Source organism: Sporotomaculum syntrophicum, from assembly GCF_009932395.1.
GTDB classification, from domain to species: domain Bacteria; phylum Bacillota; class Desulfotomaculia; order Desulfotomaculales; family Desulfallaceae; genus Sporotomaculum; species Sporotomaculum syntrophicum.
Genome location: NZ_LSRS01000005.1, coordinates 20,833 through 36,630 on the forward strand (window position 1 = coordinate 20,833; position 15,798 = coordinate 36,630).

Below are 15,798 nucleotides of genomic sequence, written 5' to 3' on the forward strand. Positions count from 1 at the left end.
TTTATACTGCTGACAGTATTTTTAATCGTGCCCATATTGTTATTCATATACATATTTTTTGTTATCAATGATATTAGACAAAGGGTTCGCAATATAGAAAACATCTTAATAGAAATAAAAGTTGCGAAAAAATAATTTTCCTCCTCCATCTAAAACCAAGCGGTTACGATGCATTATTGTAGGGTTAGGAAAGGAAAATATAGAAACTAAACTGGAGGGTTTTGATAGCTCCTTTAATATGGCTGAGCAGTCTTATTCCTTTTACCCCATGGTTTAAATCTAGAGATAGCTACCACGAAAATTAACACAATAGCAGAACACAGCAATCCCATGATTAACATCTGGCGATCATGTAGGTAAATTGGATTATTTAAAACGTTTGCATCGATCGCTGATAGTTCAAATGTATTGTGTGCCCACTCGTTAATCAATCCGCCACCAAAATAAATTATTCCAATATTTGCGATTAATTTGCTCATAATCCAATAATATTTTGTAATTCCCCATTGTGTTCGTAAAGCGAGAAGAATGCCTGTCAGAAGACATCCCGTACTTCCAGGAATATTTAAATATGTATCAAAGAAATTGACAAATAGATGAGCAGCATGAATTAATCCTTGATTGGTTATAACAGTTGTTGTACATACAAGGAGTAATGTCCCCAATGCACCTCCAAGCCAAACAGTAGCAAAGAAGATGTGGATGAAGTGCCACCAATTTTTCTGTTTTATACTAAATTTCCACTTGTTTTTACCAATTAATATTAATAAGATTTCATATACCGCCAACGGAAATAGTATAATAAGCGTTACTAGCAATCCAGTCAATAACATATAGTTTCACCTTCTTAATTTTTTTCAACTTTCCCACCTGCAAAACAACTTTTATCCCAACATATAACTATTTGGTTTTGAGACGATCCGTTCCCGTTAAGCATAAAAATAAAAACAATCCAACCCCTGCCATAACAAATAGCATCGAAGATGCAATCGATACATAAATTTCATCGGAAGTAAGTCCTGTTACTGCAGCTACAAATATACCAAAAAGTAGTGATCCTACTGCTAAAGCGTAAGATGCTGCTCTTATCTTATTCATGGCATATTTTTTACCGGTTTCCATGGTCAGAATACTGTAAGTGAACAACGCACCTCCTGCAACAATAAATATTCCGGGGCCAAAAGCTTCCTCTGCAGATAAGTTGATAAAATATAGCATGGCTACCGTAAAAGAGCCAAATAATGTGAGCAGCACTCCTGCGATGATGCCGGCCAATGAGATCCGTGCCGTCTTGGTTGAATAAACCGCTTGTTTCGCTTTATCCCGGCCAAGTTTACGCATATCGTCTACCAATCCGCTCAAATCGCCCATGGAAATAACTGCTTCTTGAAGGGCCTGTTCATCCTCCATACCTTTAGACCGGTAGTCGGCAATTTTTTCCTTCAAGTTTGTAGCTAATTCCTCCTTTAGGTCAAATAGTTGCTGGCTTGCTCCAACTCCATCAAATAAATGTTCAATATGATTTTTTACCTTATCGTCAATAGTCTTTTTATTTTTTAACATCGCAGAAGCCCCCTTCAATTAATCTAGTTAGAACTTCTTTGGCAAAGTTCCAATCTTTTTTATTTTGCTCATATCGTTCTTGGCCCTTTTTAGTAATCCGGTAATATTTCCGCCTACCTCCCTGAGTTTCGTCACCCCAGTAAGAAAGGATGTAACCCTCTTGCTCCAAGCGACGAAAAGCAGTGTATAAGGTTGCTTCCTTTAGTTCGTACTGATTGTTACTTAACTCAATTACTTTTTTGTATATCTCGTAACCATAACTATCACCCTGGCGAAGCACGTTCAGTACAATCGTGTCGGTATTACCGCGTATAAGATCAGTCGATATTGTGCCAACCATAAACTTCAACTCCTCAAGTACATTTTATAAAATAGTACTGTGGTTGTCAAGGTACTTTGGCGCGCAAGGTAGTCATAAACAGAAAACCTGCCATTATGGCAGGTTGTTCATATCACGCACACGAATACTTTAAAACCTTATTTAATGGTTTCAACTTCTAAACTATAACCCATTATCTCGCCAACATCAGTTATGGTTCCGACTACGGTAACTTGCTGGTTGTCAGTAAATTTTGCTACGGCATCCAAATGTTCTTCTTCAATAAAACATTGCACATTTGTAAAAGTAAAGGAATCATTGTAAGGTTCAAGAGTGAAATAACCACCGGAACTATCAATATTAACCAGCGTACCGGTCACTTCAACATATTCACCTTTATAAGTATTACTAGCGTTTAACGCATTATTATCCAGGTCCGACACCAGCTTAGCTACTGTTACTACCATTGGAGGTTCTTGTGGTTGTCCTTTTGTGGTTACAGCAGTTTCATTAGTCGATTGTTTGTTGCTTGTCGAAGGTGTATCAGTATCTTCGCCACCCATTGAACCAATTATCATTAGCACAGCTATGGCTAAAATTGCGGTTATTATTTTGTGCTGTAAAAACCAATTTCTTTGGTCTTTACCACAATGTGGACATTTTTTAGCATCTGAACTTATCTCATTACCACATTCTTTACATGCCTTCATTGCCATTGGCTTAACCCTCCCTTTATTGTTTGTACTTACTTTGTGACGCCACGAAATTAAAGCTTATTATTGCACTGCTAAACATCCCCCCATAAAGTTTTTTACCCAGCCGTCTTCTCTCATCTATCTAAGGCTACTTTATACCCATGCCCGGACAACTAACTGTCCGCATAAAAAAATTTTTAAAACACAAGTAAAACACAAGGGGACGGTTCTTTTGTGTCAAGATGAAAGACATGGAAGAATATAATTTTAAAAAAGGGGGGCATGAATAAATGCTGGGAAGCCAAGAGGGAAGAGTGAAACAGGAATCTACATGTTATAATGTGAGGAATCGGTCGGCAGGATATATTTCATAAATTATTATTAGCAGGCAAAGTAAGAGCCAATCAAGGCAGCCATTACAAGCATTAGCGCCAGTTAGTATTAAGATTCCAATTGTAGATTCTCAAATTAATTCGGAAATATTTTTCACTTTAAATTAGGCCAAACAAGCAGCTAAATAAAGCGAGTTCTCAAACTAAATTGGTATTCCCAAATCTAATTCTTAAATTACATTAGAATTTAAATTAGAGAAAAGAAAAACCGGGCTTGCCGCTGGACAGAGACAATACCCGGTGTTATGAGATTAAAATAATAAACGCTTACAATTTTTGAAAGCTAAAATATCAGCCCGTGCCTCATATAACTTTTCTTTAAAAACAATAGCAAACCAAGCTTCTCGGTTTTTTGTAGGCGGATATACCCTAGCTTTATCGGCCACCTTGCAAATAGCTTCCAGAGCTTCTTCCTTACTAAAGCCTAATTCTCGTATTAGTTTGATAGCAACCGGCAGCAAATCATAAAATCCAGTGCTAGCAAAGTAATATTCAAGGCTGTTTTTCTTTGTCATATTATGCCCTCTCAAAAGCTAGATTTCCAGTTCCTGCTGAGCCTGATAAACCACATCCTCATCAATTTGACGTTGTTTCTTACCACTGGCAATGATCAGACAAGTAGTAACCAAGTTATTAATCAATCTAGGTAAGCCTTTGGTAATACCGTAAATTGCTTCTAAGGATGCTGGAGTAAAAACTTCCTCATGCAATCCGGAACTTTTCAACCGACTGGAGCAATATTCCCCAACCTCATCGCGTTTAAGCCCGTACATGAAATATTTAACGGTAAGCCTTTGCCGCAGCGGATTATTCACATTTAAGGCCAGTTTGTTTCTAATTAACGGCTGCCCGGCCAGAATTAAAATAAACGGATTTTGAGAGTCCATTGTAAAATTAAAAAGCAGTCTCAGCTCCTCTAGAATCTTGTTAGTCACCATGTGTACTTCATCTAATACTATTACCGGAGTTACATGTCGTTCGTAATATAAATTAGTTATGGCCCCTTGGATTTGATGAAAAATACTGACCTTCTTATGATGAGGCTGCTCACCTAACTCCAAAGCCAGACCCTGGTAGAACTCCAGAACTGTTACCGTGGACAGGGCAAAATAGCAGGATTTGAAATATGCCGGATTAAGTTCATGTACATACTTTCTAAGGGCAGTAGTCTTACCACAGCCGGGTTCACCGGCAATCAGACCGATACCCCGCATCTGCTGCAAATACTTAAGGCGGGATTCAAACTCTTTAAGGTCCTGGCCCATAAATAGCTGGTCAAAATCAATCTCTTTACTAAAGGGGTTAAACTTTAAGCCAAAAAACTGGGTAAACATTACACTTCACCCACCTCGTCAGGAGTATCTGTTTCTTTGTCAGCATCAAAGATGGTGCTAAAAGAAACAATTGGTTCAGTAACTTCACCCTCTGTATAAGTAGGCGGAGTATCCTCCGGTTCATTCTGCTTGGCCGGGCGACCACGCCCTTTCCTTTTGGCACTGGCATTTTCCAATAAGTTGACCTGTCTGGCTTCGCCAACTTTAGCACCATCACGGTACAAAAAGACAGGCCGGGCCGGGTTATTCAGCCACTGGGGCTCGTATCTTACCTCCAGGCGAGTATTGGCAAGTTTCTGGTCTGTTTCATAAAGAATGCTTTCCAAAGATAAAGTGGCGTCATGATTAATTTTACGCATTACACGCATAAGAAAATATTCGTCTAAAAGGGCCGGATCGGGAAACATTTTCACCTCGTCTGCCCGGGACATGAAATAGTCGAGGGGACTCATCTGCAAAGAACTGTGCACTTTGCGCTGGTAATCCTCCTCCAGCCACTCCCAGAAGCGCAGATTCAATTCCTCCAGCGAATTGATCTTTTCCGGTTCCAGGCGGCTCAAAAAGCGCATGCGTACAGTTCTAAAGAACCTTTCAACCTTGCCTTTTTGGTTAGGAGAAAATGGTTCAGCATGGAGTAAGCTGCACCCCAAGCTGGCACAGATAGAAGCCAACTGGCCACAGCGATACACTTTCCCGTTGTCCGTATAGAGCATTTTCGGCACTCCGCGCCTTAAAACCGCTTCCTTGAAGACATCCCGTATAGCCACGAAATTCTGTTCCCAACTAAACCGGGCATGAGTAATGAGGCGGCTGGCATCATCAATATAAGCGATAAGATAGGTGCGTTTCCTGGCCCGACCTAGCCTTAGGTGTGGCCCATAGAGAATATCCGTTTGCCACAGTTGATTTATCTTCTGATGTGAAAAGCGTTTCATTTCTTTTTCTTCTTTGCCCGTGTCTTGGCTGATAACTAGATCGGGATTTTGGGCTAAAAAGCGGTAAAAGGTAGCTGGTGAAAGCTTGTCCGGCGTAAATACACCGTCTTTTACCAGTTCTTCATAGAGCAAAATGCTATTAAGTTTAGGCTTAGCAATCTTTTTCTCCTGTATCTTGAGGGCGATTTCTTCCGTTATACGCCGGCTCTTACCCCGGTCCGACCGGTAGCCTGGCTTTAGTCCCTCTAGACCGTGCCGGCGATAAAGATACAGCCACCATTCAAAGGTTTTTACCGTGTAGCGCCTCAGGCCGTAGTGTGGCATATCAATCGGCTCGGTTGCCAGTTTTTTAAAATATTCCTTTTGATTTTCCGTCTGGTTGTTTAGGACCGGTGCAACTAGCGAGAATTTTCTAATAGCGATTTTTTCCCTTTCTTTTTCATCGAGCATGGAACTTTAGACCTCCTAAAACCGTTAAAGTTTGGAGGCATCAAGCGCTTGAAGCCGTTTGGCACCATTTCCGGTAATCATAACATTTTACTATGCGGCCTCCCAGACAAAAGTTATGTTGGTGCCGCTATTAACATATCAAGGGTACCCAAGCAGCTTTTGATAATTGTATACTTGAATTCTTCACTGTATCTTGCCATAGTGTTTCCTCCTCTGCCCTACTTAACTAACTATATTTTAGTTAGAGGTCTATGACAACTATTCTGACACAGGGGGTGAATGAGTACCTGCATTGTGTATAAAACCTTGTGGCGAAGGTCTGGATTTGGGGAAATCCGGTTGTTACAATGCTCAGTACTTCTTTGGCTCCTTTTCTTTTGTCCTGGTTGTCTGGTGGTAGCCTACCACCAGGGATAAGTTGGCGTAGACCTACTTTAATTCGGTTTAGATTGTTTAAAAATCGCCTTACATAGAATTGTAGATGGGATGGAGCCCACTCAAGGTGCTTCATAAGTTTTAAGCAAGACTGTAGAGAGTAGTTAGAGTTTAATATGTGGCATAAGGCTGTAAAGATTGTCTCCACAGTATATTGAAAATATGGTAGGCAAAAGGAAGGCAGGTATGAGATGGTCTTGCCGCAATGCTTACAGTAGTATCGGCGGATTAAGATTCGACCACTAAAGGTAGCGCCTATGGCATTGCGTTCATAAAAACTATGTTTTTGGGGGGCACTTTAACAAGGCATTCCGGATTGGGGCAAGAATCGGGTACGGGGAAGGGGAAGTTTTTACCCATACGCTGGTATTCTTCCGGTGTTGCTGTTGTATAGAATATCTGCTGCATTATTATCACTTCCAGCAAATATTCTATCTTTTTCTAAGCGGGGTTTTGAGTGGTAATATCTGTTAGGGACTGACAGACTGACTATTTATTAATCCCAATTTAATTTAAGAAGTAAATGATAAAATTGTTTTCCAGCGTGGTTATTGGGACAAGCTTTCTTTCCTCAAACAGCATGGTTCGCCAATTGAGTAATACGCAAAAATTTACAGTCAAAGAGACAAAACCCCGGAATTACTTGAAGAATACCGCAAGCAAGCTAACACCTGCCCCAGGCAGGTGCTTTTTTATATCATTTCATTTTTGCTAAAATACCCAATCTCGCCCAAATAAAAGGTATAATAAAAGAAGTAATTTACACTAGCGGAGCGTGTTGCTCAGCAAACATCGGCTTTCCTCTCGAGCACCAAACCCATATCAAGGTTCTTTAGAAACACCCTGGACTTCCTGAATAACTTAAGGCTACTCAATTCTAATAGATAGGAGAGCAGTTATGGGGAAAAAAGATTTATCAGAAGAAGATATCAAAGCCAGATACATAACCCCAGCAGTAACAAATGTGGGTTGGGATTTGAAAAAGCAAATCCGCTTAGAGTATGCTTTTACTGCCGGACGGATTATCCTGCGTGGCAATATTACTGCCAGGGGCAAAAAGAAAAGGGCAGACTATGTGCTTTTTTACAAGAATAACTTGCCGCTCGCTATTATTGAAGCAAAAGACAATAATCACCCAGTTGGGGCGGGATTGCAGCAGGCCATCGAATACGCCAAATACTGCAGGATGAGGATTTTAGGAATAAGCTGATGGATCTGATCATGCTGGATGTTTATGCAGCGTTTAATGAGGGTAGAGGTGTTAATGCGTGATGAGGGCGGTAATTCTTTCTAAGCAAGTCCTGGGTAATAACAATTTGGTGCAGGTTAGGTGCGGGTAATAGCTATTAGGCGAAATTGAGAATATAAGTAATATTTACGACACAACCAGCAAATGGAGGGTTTTGTTAACACTTAATTCGTAAATGGGGTGGCTTAAAGTATGCAAGATAAACACGATATTCATGATTTTTTAATTTCGGCTCAACGTGATATTCAAAATGAATATGAGCGAATATTGAAGCGTGCCAAAGAAGATCCCGGCACAGCTGGCGATCAGGGGGAAGAAAACTGGGCTACTCTGCTGAGAAATTGGTTGCCTGGTTACTTTCACATAGTAACAAAAGGAAGAATATTGTGTGAAAATGGTTATGCTTCCCCCCAGATCGATGTGTTGGTTTTATATCCTTCATACCCTAAGGTTCTTCTGGATAAAAAGTTATATTTAGCTGGGGGAGTTGCTGCTGCTTTCGAGTGTAAAACCACTCATAAATCCGTACATGTAAAAGAGGCAGTTGAAACTGCCTCAAACATAAGAAAAAACCTTAATAAATGCGAAGGATCTCCGTATGTAGAGCTAAATTCAAGTATCATTTATGGCTTGCTAGCTCACTCCCATTCTTGGAAAGGTGAAAAATCCAAGCCTGTTGAAAACATAGAGAATGCTTTATGGGAGGCAGATCAACTTTACGTCGATCATCCTGTCCAACAGCTTGATTTTATTACTGTCTCGGATCTTGCTACGTGGCAAGCAGTGAAAGTAGTATTCATGACCCCTAAAAAGCCTTATTATAATGATGCTTTTGAAGAAATATATGGTAAGAATGGATCTGGTACATCTTCTTACGTTGTTGCTTCTATAGGTACGAAGCAACAAAAAGACTACTTTTCCCCAATTAGTGTTCTACTAGCTGGTTTATTTTCGAAACTGTCTTGGAAATTTACCGATATGCGAGAACTGGATTTATACTTTCGCAAGGTCAATATGATGGGTTTCGGAGAAGGTAAAACTCGTTTATGGCCTATTTCTATATATTCTGAGGGTATTAGAAATCGGATCTATAAAGGACAACTATCCAATGGAGTAGCTTACGACGAATGGCACTGTGTGTTTTAAGGTTGTCATCTGAGCTAACTTGCTACTTCCTAATTTACCAAGGTATCTGATGTGGTAACCTACTAGCGGACACCGAGAAGATGGACAATAATAAAGAGAAGCCATCAGGAGGTGTCGACATGGCAAATTATTATGCCAGAGATACGAAAGTTGCTTATGTAGAACAAATTAATGCTGGGAAGCTAACGGTCACAGAAGCAGTAAAAGAATTGGGCTGTTCCAGATCAGCGATTTACTCATGGATAAGGAAGTTATCCGAAGATGAAGAACACGGTCTCCCGGGCAGTGGGCATATGAAGCCGGATATGGCATATCAGAGGCAACTTGAAAAAAAACAAGCAGCTAAAGAATGAGATCGAATTTTAAAAAAAAGCGGCAGCGTACTTTGCCGGGGACCAGAGGAAAGGTACGCGATGATCGAGAAGGAACACAGCAATCTGGTCAGTATCAAGCGGGCCTGTGAATTGTGCAAGGTATCGCGCAGCGGATATTACGATTGGCATCGGAAACCTGCCAAAACAGATGTAGATGTCTTGTGTCAAAAGATAAAACGAATATTTAAGAGGAGCCGCAAAACGTATGGTACACGTCGGATTAAGAAGCAATTAGCGGTTGAGGGGATAGTGGCTAGTCGTCAAAGAATCAGGCGTAAAATGGCTGAACAGGGACTTGTTGCGAAAGCCCATAGGAAAACTCGTGCTATCACAAACTCAAACCACGATCATCAAGTAGCACCAAATTTGCTGGATAGACAGTTTGATGTTCAACATCCCAATAGGGCCTGGGTTATGGATATCACCTATTTGGCAACAAGCGAAGGCTGGCTGTATTTGGCGATTGTTCTTGACTTATATAGCAGGATGGTAGTTGGCTGGAGTATCGGCATGCGCATGACCAAAGAGCTGGTTATTAATGCTCTTGAGACTGCTATTAGGAGGCGTAATCCAGGCCCTGGGCTTATTTGTCACTCAGATCGCGGCAGTCAATATTGTAGCCATGCTTATCAGGATTTACTGCGGGAGCATGGTTTCCTGTGTAGTATGAGCCGCAAAGGTGAGTGTCAGGATAATGCCTGTGCGGAGACCTTTTTCCATAGTTTAAAGGTCGAATGGATATATGGAGAACCGTTAAAATCCAGATATAGGATGAAACAGGAAGTTAGGGAATACATAGAGGTGTTTTACAATCGGCAGAGACTGCATTCTAACAATGGATATCTCTCGCCTTGTGATTTTGAAAGAGTTAGTCAGTCCAGCTTCTTATTGTCCGCTTAGGCTTGACCAGATCAGAAACAACTGACTATGTAATGGAAGACAGTACATATTTTAAGCGCAGCTACATTACTTCAACGATAAGACAGCGGTTACACCAAAAATCCTTCCGCGAGCGGGTCCTGGAGGCGTACAGCTCGCAATGTGCTTTTTGCAAGCTTAAACATACCGAGTTGCTTGATGCCGCTCACATAATACCGGATGCTGATGAACTGGGTGAACCAATGGTGAACAACGGGTTATCCTTGTGCAAGATTCACCATGCGGCTTTTGACAGCAATATAATCGGTATAACTCCGGATTACAAAATTATGGTGCGTGAAGACATCTTATTAGAGAAAGACGGCCCAATGTTAAGGCACGGCATCCAGCAATTGCGTGACCAGAAAATAATTCTGCCGAAAAGCAAGCTGCTCTGGCCAGATCAAAACAGGCTGGAGGTTAAATATAACAGGTTCCGGGAAGTGGGGTAAGGGGTAGAGATGAAAATATTTTAATAATTATATCAAATTAAAGCAAGGCATATAGTATTGATCTATGTAATAATCAAACTCTCCTCAACCCACCGCCAGGGCCACCTGATGTTCGGCCACCTAAACCTGGGAAGCCTGACCGAGTCACATTCTAATACCACAGGATGCAGTGGTATTAGAATAAATCAAGAACAAATTTAACTAAGAATATGTAGGTGTTTGTCTTGGTTGATAAATTGACCCTTCATGAAGCAATGGTATATGTTTTACAAGATAAGCCTGATGGCCAAGCATCAACTCAAGATATTAGTGACCAAGTGTATTCCATGAACCTATACCGAAAAAAGGACGGTAATAAGGCATTGGAGCATCAGATATTCCTGAGAGCTAGAAATTACCCTCATCTATTTGAACTCATTGATCGGCACACAGTTAAATTAATTAAATAATTACATACTAAAATAATTGAAGCCTATTATAAAAAAGGGTGATAAAGTGACAGATTGTGAAAGCATTTTGGATATGCAAAAAAAATGCTGGGATTATTTAATAGATATTCAAAAAACTAATAGTTCCTTTTACTTCGTGCCAAGAAAAATAAATAAATTGGGTCGTTTGAAACAGGGATATTTTTTTATAGGTAATGACAAGTATATGCAGATATCCTTCTGGGATGGTGATGACAGACTTGAAAAAATACATAACATTTCTTGGGGAGTTCGTGATAATGGTTCATGTTTCATAGAGATAAGTTCAAGGGATAACACCGATAAGGCTGAATATTTAGCAGAACTAGTAAAAATATTGGAACAAAAGAGAGCTGTTATATACCAGGAAGTTAAGTTGAATAAGTGGCGTTATGAGTACCCAAGCAATCTTTTTTATATGGACACTTTGCAAAGCTTTATAGATATTGAAAAGCCAATTATTGATGAATTCATAAGCAAACATCCTGGATATGGTATTTCTATGCTAGATAAAGAGTTTAATGAAAAATATGTATCTGGGTTAATACAAACCCTAACACAAGGAAACGCCAATAAAAAGAAGGAAGGTGTAGTAAGTGTATCCCCATCCGGCTATTTCATGGCGTTACAGCATAATGAATTGCAAAATGCACTGGTAGATTATTTGGAAACCAATGGCGACAATTCTGTGAAAATTGAAGTTAACAATGTTGATATAACAGTTCAGACTGTTACAGGTGAAAATATTTTCTATGAACTTAAGACAAGTGATGTGAAACAAGCAATAAGATTGGCTATGGGGCAGCTATTAGAGTATTGTCATTATCCTAATAAAACAAAAGCAGACAGACTTGTTATTGTTACAAGGTATGCTCCAAGTGATGACGACATCATCTATTTAGATAAAATACGCAATTTATATCATGTACCTATTTATTATCAACAATTTGATATGGAAAAGAAACAGCTGTTGTCTTTTTAAATCCTTAAAATAGCGCTCAAAAAAACTGGAGGTCAGGTATAACAGATTCCGGGAAGTGGGTCAGCTAAATAAGGGGTGGTGTTTTTGTGAAGGATTTAAATACATGGGCGGGCAGGAGTACCTTTAGCTATGCAGGTTCTGTTAAAGAAGGTACAAAGATCATGTATGGCCAAAGCCGTTCGGTTTATATAACTGCGGAACATTACGAAAACTTACTTAAACAATTTAGTGGAAAAGAAGTAAATATTGGGACTTCAAGGGATAATCCAGCAAGAAATAGTGTTGGAGAATGGTTAATGAAAACGTTACCAAAACAGCTGTAGCTTCATATATTGGACCTATTTTAATAAACGAGGGTTATGCCGAAAAAGCAAATGATCTCGAAATTAGGTTTAAATCAGTAGCAGTTTGTTTATGATGTCTTGAAACGAGTTTAAAAGACCTGTTAAAAGGGTTAAGCGTATTAGGTAAACGATGTAAAGATGTAGGGGCATTTTTACATCATGGAGGTTTACTATGGGGAAATATGATAATCTATTGCAATACATAAGTTATTTTCAAGAATCAAAAGAATTTTGTACCTGGGAAGCTTCTAACGAAAAACCTGATAGTATTCCGTGGGGATATCCAGAATATGATGATAAGCTTACACAATTTATTGATGACTTTTACAAAACAGATTTGCTTAAGCAGGATTACCTGGAGTTTTTAGATAAAAATGTGGCAAGGTTTGAAAATATCGAAGATGTTATCGGTAAGGCGGATTTTGAAACCTTAAAAGCAATACTAACCTATTATGTTAGACAAGAAAGGTTTTCTGATGGCCTTTGGGCTACTGCAGCTGAAGAAGGAATTTTTTTAAAGCTCCTAGAGAAGTTATGTCAATTTGATAAGTAGTTGGTAAAGAGTGCAATATGTCAAAGGCAAAACATGGCTGAGGGCTAACCTGTAAAACTGCCCCCTTATGTATGAGGCCCTGACAAAACACTAATACGGACATAGTTGAGGTGATTTCTGGTGAAAAAATTGACTTTGTCGGATACAGAAAACAAAATATTGCATGGATTCATAAAAAGAATTTATTAACGTTGCTGAAAAAGTCACAAGAGAATATAAATATGCAGGTCTAATTGATTGAATTAACTAGAGAAGGAGAACAATGCAGCATGGCAATACCCCGCTACAACGAAATGTACCGTAATTTTCTTGAATGCTTGAAGGACGGACAACCGCATAAAAGCAAAGAGGTCAGAGAGGCTGTTGCTGCTGCTATGTCGGTAACGGAAGAAGAGCAAAAAAGGCTGCTTCCAAGCGGGAAACAGGCAATGTATGATAACCGATTTGGATGGACTCGCACCTATCTCAAAAAGGCTGGGTTGCTCGAAAGCCCATCCCGTGGAGTATTTGTTATTACTACAGAGGGCAGCAATCTGTTGGCAGAGAACCCTGCCGTTATTAATGATGATCTTCTCATGCGCTACGAGAAGTTTTCGCTTATTTAAAAATCCAAGTGCTAATGGCAATGATAGACCTGTGGCAGATAGTACAGAAGATACACCACAGGATCAAATAGATAATGCATTCAAAAAAATAATACAAATCTATCTGATGAGTTACTCTCTGAGATCATGAAACAACAACCATCATTCTTTGAGGCTTTGATGGGCTATGGTGGTTAGCTAAAAGATGCAGGAACTGTTGTCGGTCAAAGCGGCGATGAAGGTATTGATGGTATTATTCGAGAGGATAAACTTGGATTTAACCTCATTTACATACAGGCCAAGCGTTGGGATATAAGTAAATCTATCGGCAGACCGGAAATTCAAAAATTTGTGGGGGCATTAGCTGGCCAGGGTGCGACCAAAGGTTTATTTATTACCACAGCACAATTTTCGAATGAGGCACTCGCATACGCCAAAAAACAACATACCACAAAGGTTATTCTAGTTGATGGCGTCATGCTTACTAATCTAATGATTGAATATAATCTTGGTGTTTCAATGGAAACAGTTTATGAAATTAAACGGATAGATACGGATTTCTTTAGTGACGAAAATAATTAATCAGTAAATGGAAGTTCTATAATGGACTTGTAATAACAATAATGTATGGCCAAAAACTTCCCGAAGGTGCCGGCCAGCAGCCCAGAGATGCCGGCAAAACAGTGCCGCTGATGGTTATGCCGCTTAAGAAATCTGCATCAGACAAATAAACGGAGGAACATCATGTCCAAGCAAATTGATCATGTATGTGATCTATGTCATAAGGCAGTGGTACAAGTCCACTTACAAATATATAAAGGAAATACTTTACATATTTGCCTGGAGTGTAATAATAACCTTACAGCGGAGTTAATGGGATTAGAACTGATGCCTTTTCAACCTGGTATTTATGAGTTTTCAGGCATAAGAGGTAAGAAGTATAACTTTAGCATTCATAGAAAAATAAATCCTATAGGAATCGTATACGAAGCCAATGAAGTTACTAAAGGTGATTCTCCTGGGTTCCAGATTGCTGTAATGGATTATGTAAATTGTGATCAGCAACTACTATTTGAAAAACTCAAAGCAAAGATAAAAAAGGCAATCTTTAAAAGGTATCTGGAAACCAGTACTGCTCCTTACGGGAGTAAGGTTGTCAGTATAAAAAACCGTGAGGTTGTCGGCAGGTTTGAATACGACGAAGATCATGATCTTCCTAAACTTGTGATAGATGGTAAGCTATTCTCATGGGAAGAGTTCGGTAGGATGTTAAATTCATCTGAAGGGTTTCAGTTTCAACTGAAAATATTTGATATTACGGATGACATTATATAAATCCGTCTGAATAAGGCACGGCATCCAGCAACTGCATGATCAGAAAATAATTCTGCCGAAAAGCAGGCTGCTCTGGCCGGATCAAAACAGGCTGGAGGTCAGGTATAACAAATTCCGGGAAGTGGGTTAGTTGAATAAGGAGCGTTGATATTGTGAAGGAATTAAATACATGGGCGGGTAAGAGTATGTTTAGCTATACAGGTTCTTTGAAGGAAGGGACAAAGATCCTTTATGGACAAGGGCATACTGTATATATCTGCGGAATATTATGAAGCCCTACTTAAACAATTCTGATCAAATCGATAATTCCTTGGGTACAATAGATTCCATAATAATGATGAAAGACTAAAGCTTAGAGAGGAAGACATTGCCATGAAAAATGAATTAGCTTTAAAGTATGGATGTAACCCTAATCAGAAGCCATCCAGAATCTTTATGGAAGACGGAAGTGAGCTTCCTGTTACAGTATTAAATGGTAAGCCAGGATATATTAATTTCCTCGATGCCTTGAATGGCTGGCAGTTAGTGTCTGAATTAAACAATGCCACAGGACTTCCGGCAGCAACATCTTTTAAACATGTTTCACCGGCAGGTGCGGCAGTTGGACTGCCCTTAACGGATGTTGAAAAAAAGATTTACTGGGTGGAGGAGGGCGAGTTAACGCCACTGGCAATGCTTATGCCAGAGCAAGAGGCGCTGACAGAATGAGTTCATACGGAGATTTTATTTGTCTTTCCGACGTATGTGATGTTGCAACGGCAAAACTCATTAAGGTAGAAGTTTCTGATGGTGTCATTGCTCCAGGATTTGAGCCGGACGCTTTAGAAATCTTAAAGAGCAAGAAAAATGGTAAGTACAACGTAATCCAGATTGATGCTGCGTATCGTCCTGAGCCAATTGAGCATAAGCAGCTATTTGGCATCTCCTTTGAGCAGGGCAGAAATGAATTAAAGATTGATCAGGATTTGCTTAAAAATGTAGTAACAGTGAACCAACAAATTCCTGATTCAGCCAAGATTGACCTGGTGGTTGCATTAATTACCTTAAAATATACCCAGTCAAATTCAGTATGTTATGCCAAAGGTGGACAGGCCATCGGTATAGGTGCTGGACAGCAGTCAAGAATTCATTGTACGAGACTGGCCGGCAACAAGGCCGACAACTGGTTCCTTCGTCAGTCACCAAAAGTACTTGGCCTGCAATTCTTAAATGATATCAGACGTGCAGATAGAGATAATGCCATTGACCTGTATATTGGCGATGAATACTTG

17 protein-coding genes and 3 pseudogenes are annotated in these 15,798 nt (G+C 39.7%); 12 read left to right on the forward strand and 8 right to left on the reverse strand.

Translation table 11 applies throughout. From position 1 onward, the window contains the following. Positions 1-233: 233 nt before the first annotated feature. From SPSYN_RS10295 to SPSYN_RS16335, 8 genes are all read right to left on the reverse strand, one after another. Positions 234-833: a DUF2269 domain-containing protein gene (locus SPSYN_RS10295; protein WP_243153017.1), complete on the reverse strand. Its 600-nt coding sequence runs from the start codon at positions 831-833 to the stop codon at positions 234-236. Positions 834-900: 67 nt separating this feature from the next. After that, positions 901-1,563 (reverse strand): permease prefix domain 1-containing protein, encoded by a 663-nt coding sequence (locus tag SPSYN_RS10300; protein ID WP_161822421.1) that lies wholly within the window; start codon positions 1,561-1,563, stop codon positions 901-903. After that, positions 1,550-1,903: a PadR family transcriptional regulator gene (locus SPSYN_RS10305; protein WP_161822422.1), complete on the reverse strand. Its 354-nt coding sequence runs from the start codon at positions 1,901-1,903 to the stop codon at positions 1,550-1,552. Before SPSYN_RS10305 ends, SPSYN_RS10300 begins: the two co-directional genes overlap by 14 nt. 137 nt (positions 1,904-2,040) lie before the next feature. Next, positions 2,041-2,598 (reverse strand): OB-fold protein, encoded by a 558-nt coding sequence (locus SPSYN_RS10310; protein ID WP_161822423.1) that lies wholly within the window; start codon positions 2,596-2,598, stop codon positions 2,041-2,043. A gap of 622 nt (positions 2,599-3,220) precedes the next feature. After that, entirely contained in the window at positions 3,221-3,484 is a 264-nt protein-coding gene (locus SPSYN_RS10315; RefSeq protein ID WP_161822424.1) for a hypothetical protein, read from the reverse strand. Positions 3,485-3,502: 18 nt separating this feature from the next. Continuing rightward, positions 3,503-4,303, reverse strand: coding sequence for an ExeA family protein (locus SPSYN_RS10320; RefSeq protein WP_161822425.1), 801 nt, complete (start codon positions 4,301-4,303; stop codon positions 3,503-3,505). Further along, on the reverse strand, positions 4,303-5,688 hold the full coding sequence (locus tag SPSYN_RS10325) for a DDE-type integrase/transposase/recombinase (RefSeq protein ID WP_161822426.1): 1,386 nt from the start codon (positions 5,686-5,688) through the stop codon (positions 4,303-4,305). Before SPSYN_RS10325 ends, SPSYN_RS10320 begins: the two co-directional genes overlap by 1 nt. 241 nt (positions 5,689-5,929) lie before the next feature. After that, positions 5,930-6,382: a DUF6431 domain-containing protein gene (locus tag SPSYN_RS16335; RefSeq protein WP_341478878.1), complete on the reverse strand. Its 453-nt coding sequence runs from the start codon at positions 6,380-6,382 to the stop codon at positions 5,930-5,932. A 639-nt stretch (positions 6,383-7,021) separates the two neighbouring features. Here SPSYN_RS16335 and SPSYN_RS10335 point away from each other — a divergent pair. The 12 genes and pseudogenes from SPSYN_RS10335 to SPSYN_RS10390 all read left to right on the forward strand — a co-directional run. Further along, positions 7,022-7,300, forward strand: a pseudogene (locus SPSYN_RS10335) (type I restriction endonuclease); the annotation flags it as partial. Positions 7,301-7,564: 264 nt separating this feature from the next. After that, entirely contained in the window at positions 7,565-8,518 is a 954-nt protein-coding gene (locus tag SPSYN_RS10340; protein ID WP_161822427.1) for a DUF6602 domain-containing protein, read from the forward strand. 119 nt (positions 8,519-8,637) lie between these two features. Continuing rightward, positions 8,638-8,871: a helix-turn-helix domain-containing protein gene (locus SPSYN_RS10345; RefSeq protein WP_161822428.1), complete on the forward strand. Its 234-nt coding sequence runs from the start codon at positions 8,638-8,640 to the stop codon at positions 8,869-8,871. 6 nt (positions 8,872-8,877) lie between these two features. Beyond that, positions 8,878-9,792: an IS3 family transposase gene (locus tag SPSYN_RS10350; RefSeq protein WP_161822794.1), complete on the forward strand. Its 915-nt coding sequence runs from the start codon at positions 8,878-8,880 to the stop codon at positions 9,790-9,792. Between the two features lie 32 nt (positions 9,793-9,824). Further along, positions 9,825-10,262 carry an HNH endonuclease gene (locus tag SPSYN_RS10355; RefSeq protein ID WP_161822429.1) on the forward strand — a complete coding sequence of 146 codons (438 nt, stop codon included), beginning with the start codon at positions 9,825-9,827 and terminating at the stop codon, positions 10,260-10,262. A 495-nt stretch (positions 10,263-10,757) separates the two neighbouring features. Beyond that, positions 10,758-11,711 (forward strand): hypothetical protein, encoded by a 954-nt coding sequence (locus tag SPSYN_RS10360; RefSeq protein ID WP_161822430.1) that lies wholly within the window; start codon positions 10,758-10,760, stop codon positions 11,709-11,711. 86 nt (positions 11,712-11,797) lie between these two features. Next, positions 11,798-12,034 carry a hypothetical protein gene (locus tag SPSYN_RS10365; protein ID WP_161822431.1) on the forward strand — a complete coding sequence of 79 codons (237 nt, stop codon included), beginning with the start codon at positions 11,798-11,800 and terminating at the stop codon, positions 12,032-12,034. Positions 12,035-12,227: 193 nt separating this feature from the next. Continuing rightward, positions 12,228-12,608 carry a DUF6508 domain-containing protein gene (locus SPSYN_RS10370; RefSeq protein ID WP_161822432.1) on the forward strand — a complete coding sequence of 127 codons (381 nt, stop codon included), beginning with the start codon at positions 12,228-12,230 and terminating at the stop codon, positions 12,606-12,608. A gap of 269 nt (positions 12,609-12,877) precedes the next feature. Then, positions 12,878-13,213: a winged helix-turn-helix domain-containing protein gene (locus SPSYN_RS15995; RefSeq protein ID WP_161822433.1), complete on the forward strand. Its 336-nt coding sequence runs from the start codon at positions 12,878-12,880 to the stop codon at positions 13,211-13,213. A 204-nt stretch (positions 13,214-13,417) separates the two neighbouring features. Then, positions 13,418-13,774: pseudogene (locus SPSYN_RS16000) on the forward strand (restriction endonuclease); the annotation flags it as partial. A gap of 162 nt (positions 13,775-13,936) precedes the next feature. Beyond that, a complete protein-coding gene (locus SPSYN_RS10385) occupies positions 13,937-14,527 on the forward strand; it encodes a DUF7713 domain-containing protein (RefSeq protein WP_161822434.1) in 591 nt (196 codons plus the stop codon). A gap of 372 nt (positions 14,528-14,899) precedes the next feature. Next, positions 14,900-15,798: pseudogene (locus tag SPSYN_RS10390) on the forward strand (phosphoribosylaminoimidazolecarboxamide formyltransferase); the annotation flags it as partial.

Bases quoted from the DNA above. Each gene is read 5' to 3' on its own strand.
- SPSYN_RS10295 (WP_243153017.1), bottom strand. From the start codon at position 833: ATGTTATTGACTGGATTGCTAGTAACGCTTATTATACTATTTCCGTTG.
- SPSYN_RS10300 (WP_161822421.1), bottom strand. From the start codon at position 1,563: ATGTTAAAAAATAAAAAGACTATTGACGATAAGGTAAAAAATCATATT.
- SPSYN_RS10305 (WP_161822422.1), bottom strand. From the start codon at position 1,903: ATGGTTGGCACAATATCGACTGATCTTATACGCGGTAATACCGACACG.
- SPSYN_RS10310 (WP_161822423.1), bottom strand. From the start codon at position 2,598: ATGGCAATGAAGGCATGTAAAGAATGTGGTAATGAGATAAGTTCAGAT.
- SPSYN_RS10315 (WP_161822424.1), bottom strand. From the start codon at position 3,484: ATGACAAAGAAAAACAGCCTTGAATATTACTTTGCTAGCACTGGATTT.
- SPSYN_RS10320 (WP_161822425.1), bottom strand. From the start codon at position 4,303: ATGTTTACCCAGTTTTTTGGCTTAAAGTTTAACCCCTTTAGTAAAGAG.
- SPSYN_RS10325 (WP_161822426.1), bottom strand. From the start codon at position 5,688: ATGCTCGATGAAAAAGAAAGGGAAAAAATCGCTATTAGAAAATTCTCG.
- SPSYN_RS10340 (WP_161822427.1), top strand. From the start codon at position 7,565: ATGCAAGATAAACACGATATTCATGATTTTTTAATTTCGGCTCAACGT.
- SPSYN_RS10345 (WP_161822428.1), top strand. From the start codon at position 8,638: ATGGCAAATTATTATGCCAGAGATACGAAAGTTGCTTATGTAGAACAA.
- SPSYN_RS10355 (WP_161822429.1), top strand. From the start codon at position 9,825: ATGGAAGACAGTACATATTTTAAGCGCAGCTACATTACTTCAACGATA.
- SPSYN_RS10370 (WP_161822432.1), top strand. From the start codon at position 12,228: ATGGGGAAATATGATAATCTATTGCAATACATAAGTTATTTTCAAGAA.
- SPSYN_RS15995 (WP_161822433.1), top strand. From the start codon at position 12,878: ATGGCAATACCCCGCTACAACGAAATGTACCGTAATTTTCTTGAATGC.
- SPSYN_RS10385 (WP_161822434.1), top strand. From the start codon at position 13,937: ATGTCCAAGCAAATTGATCATGTATGTGATCTATGTCATAAGGCAGTG.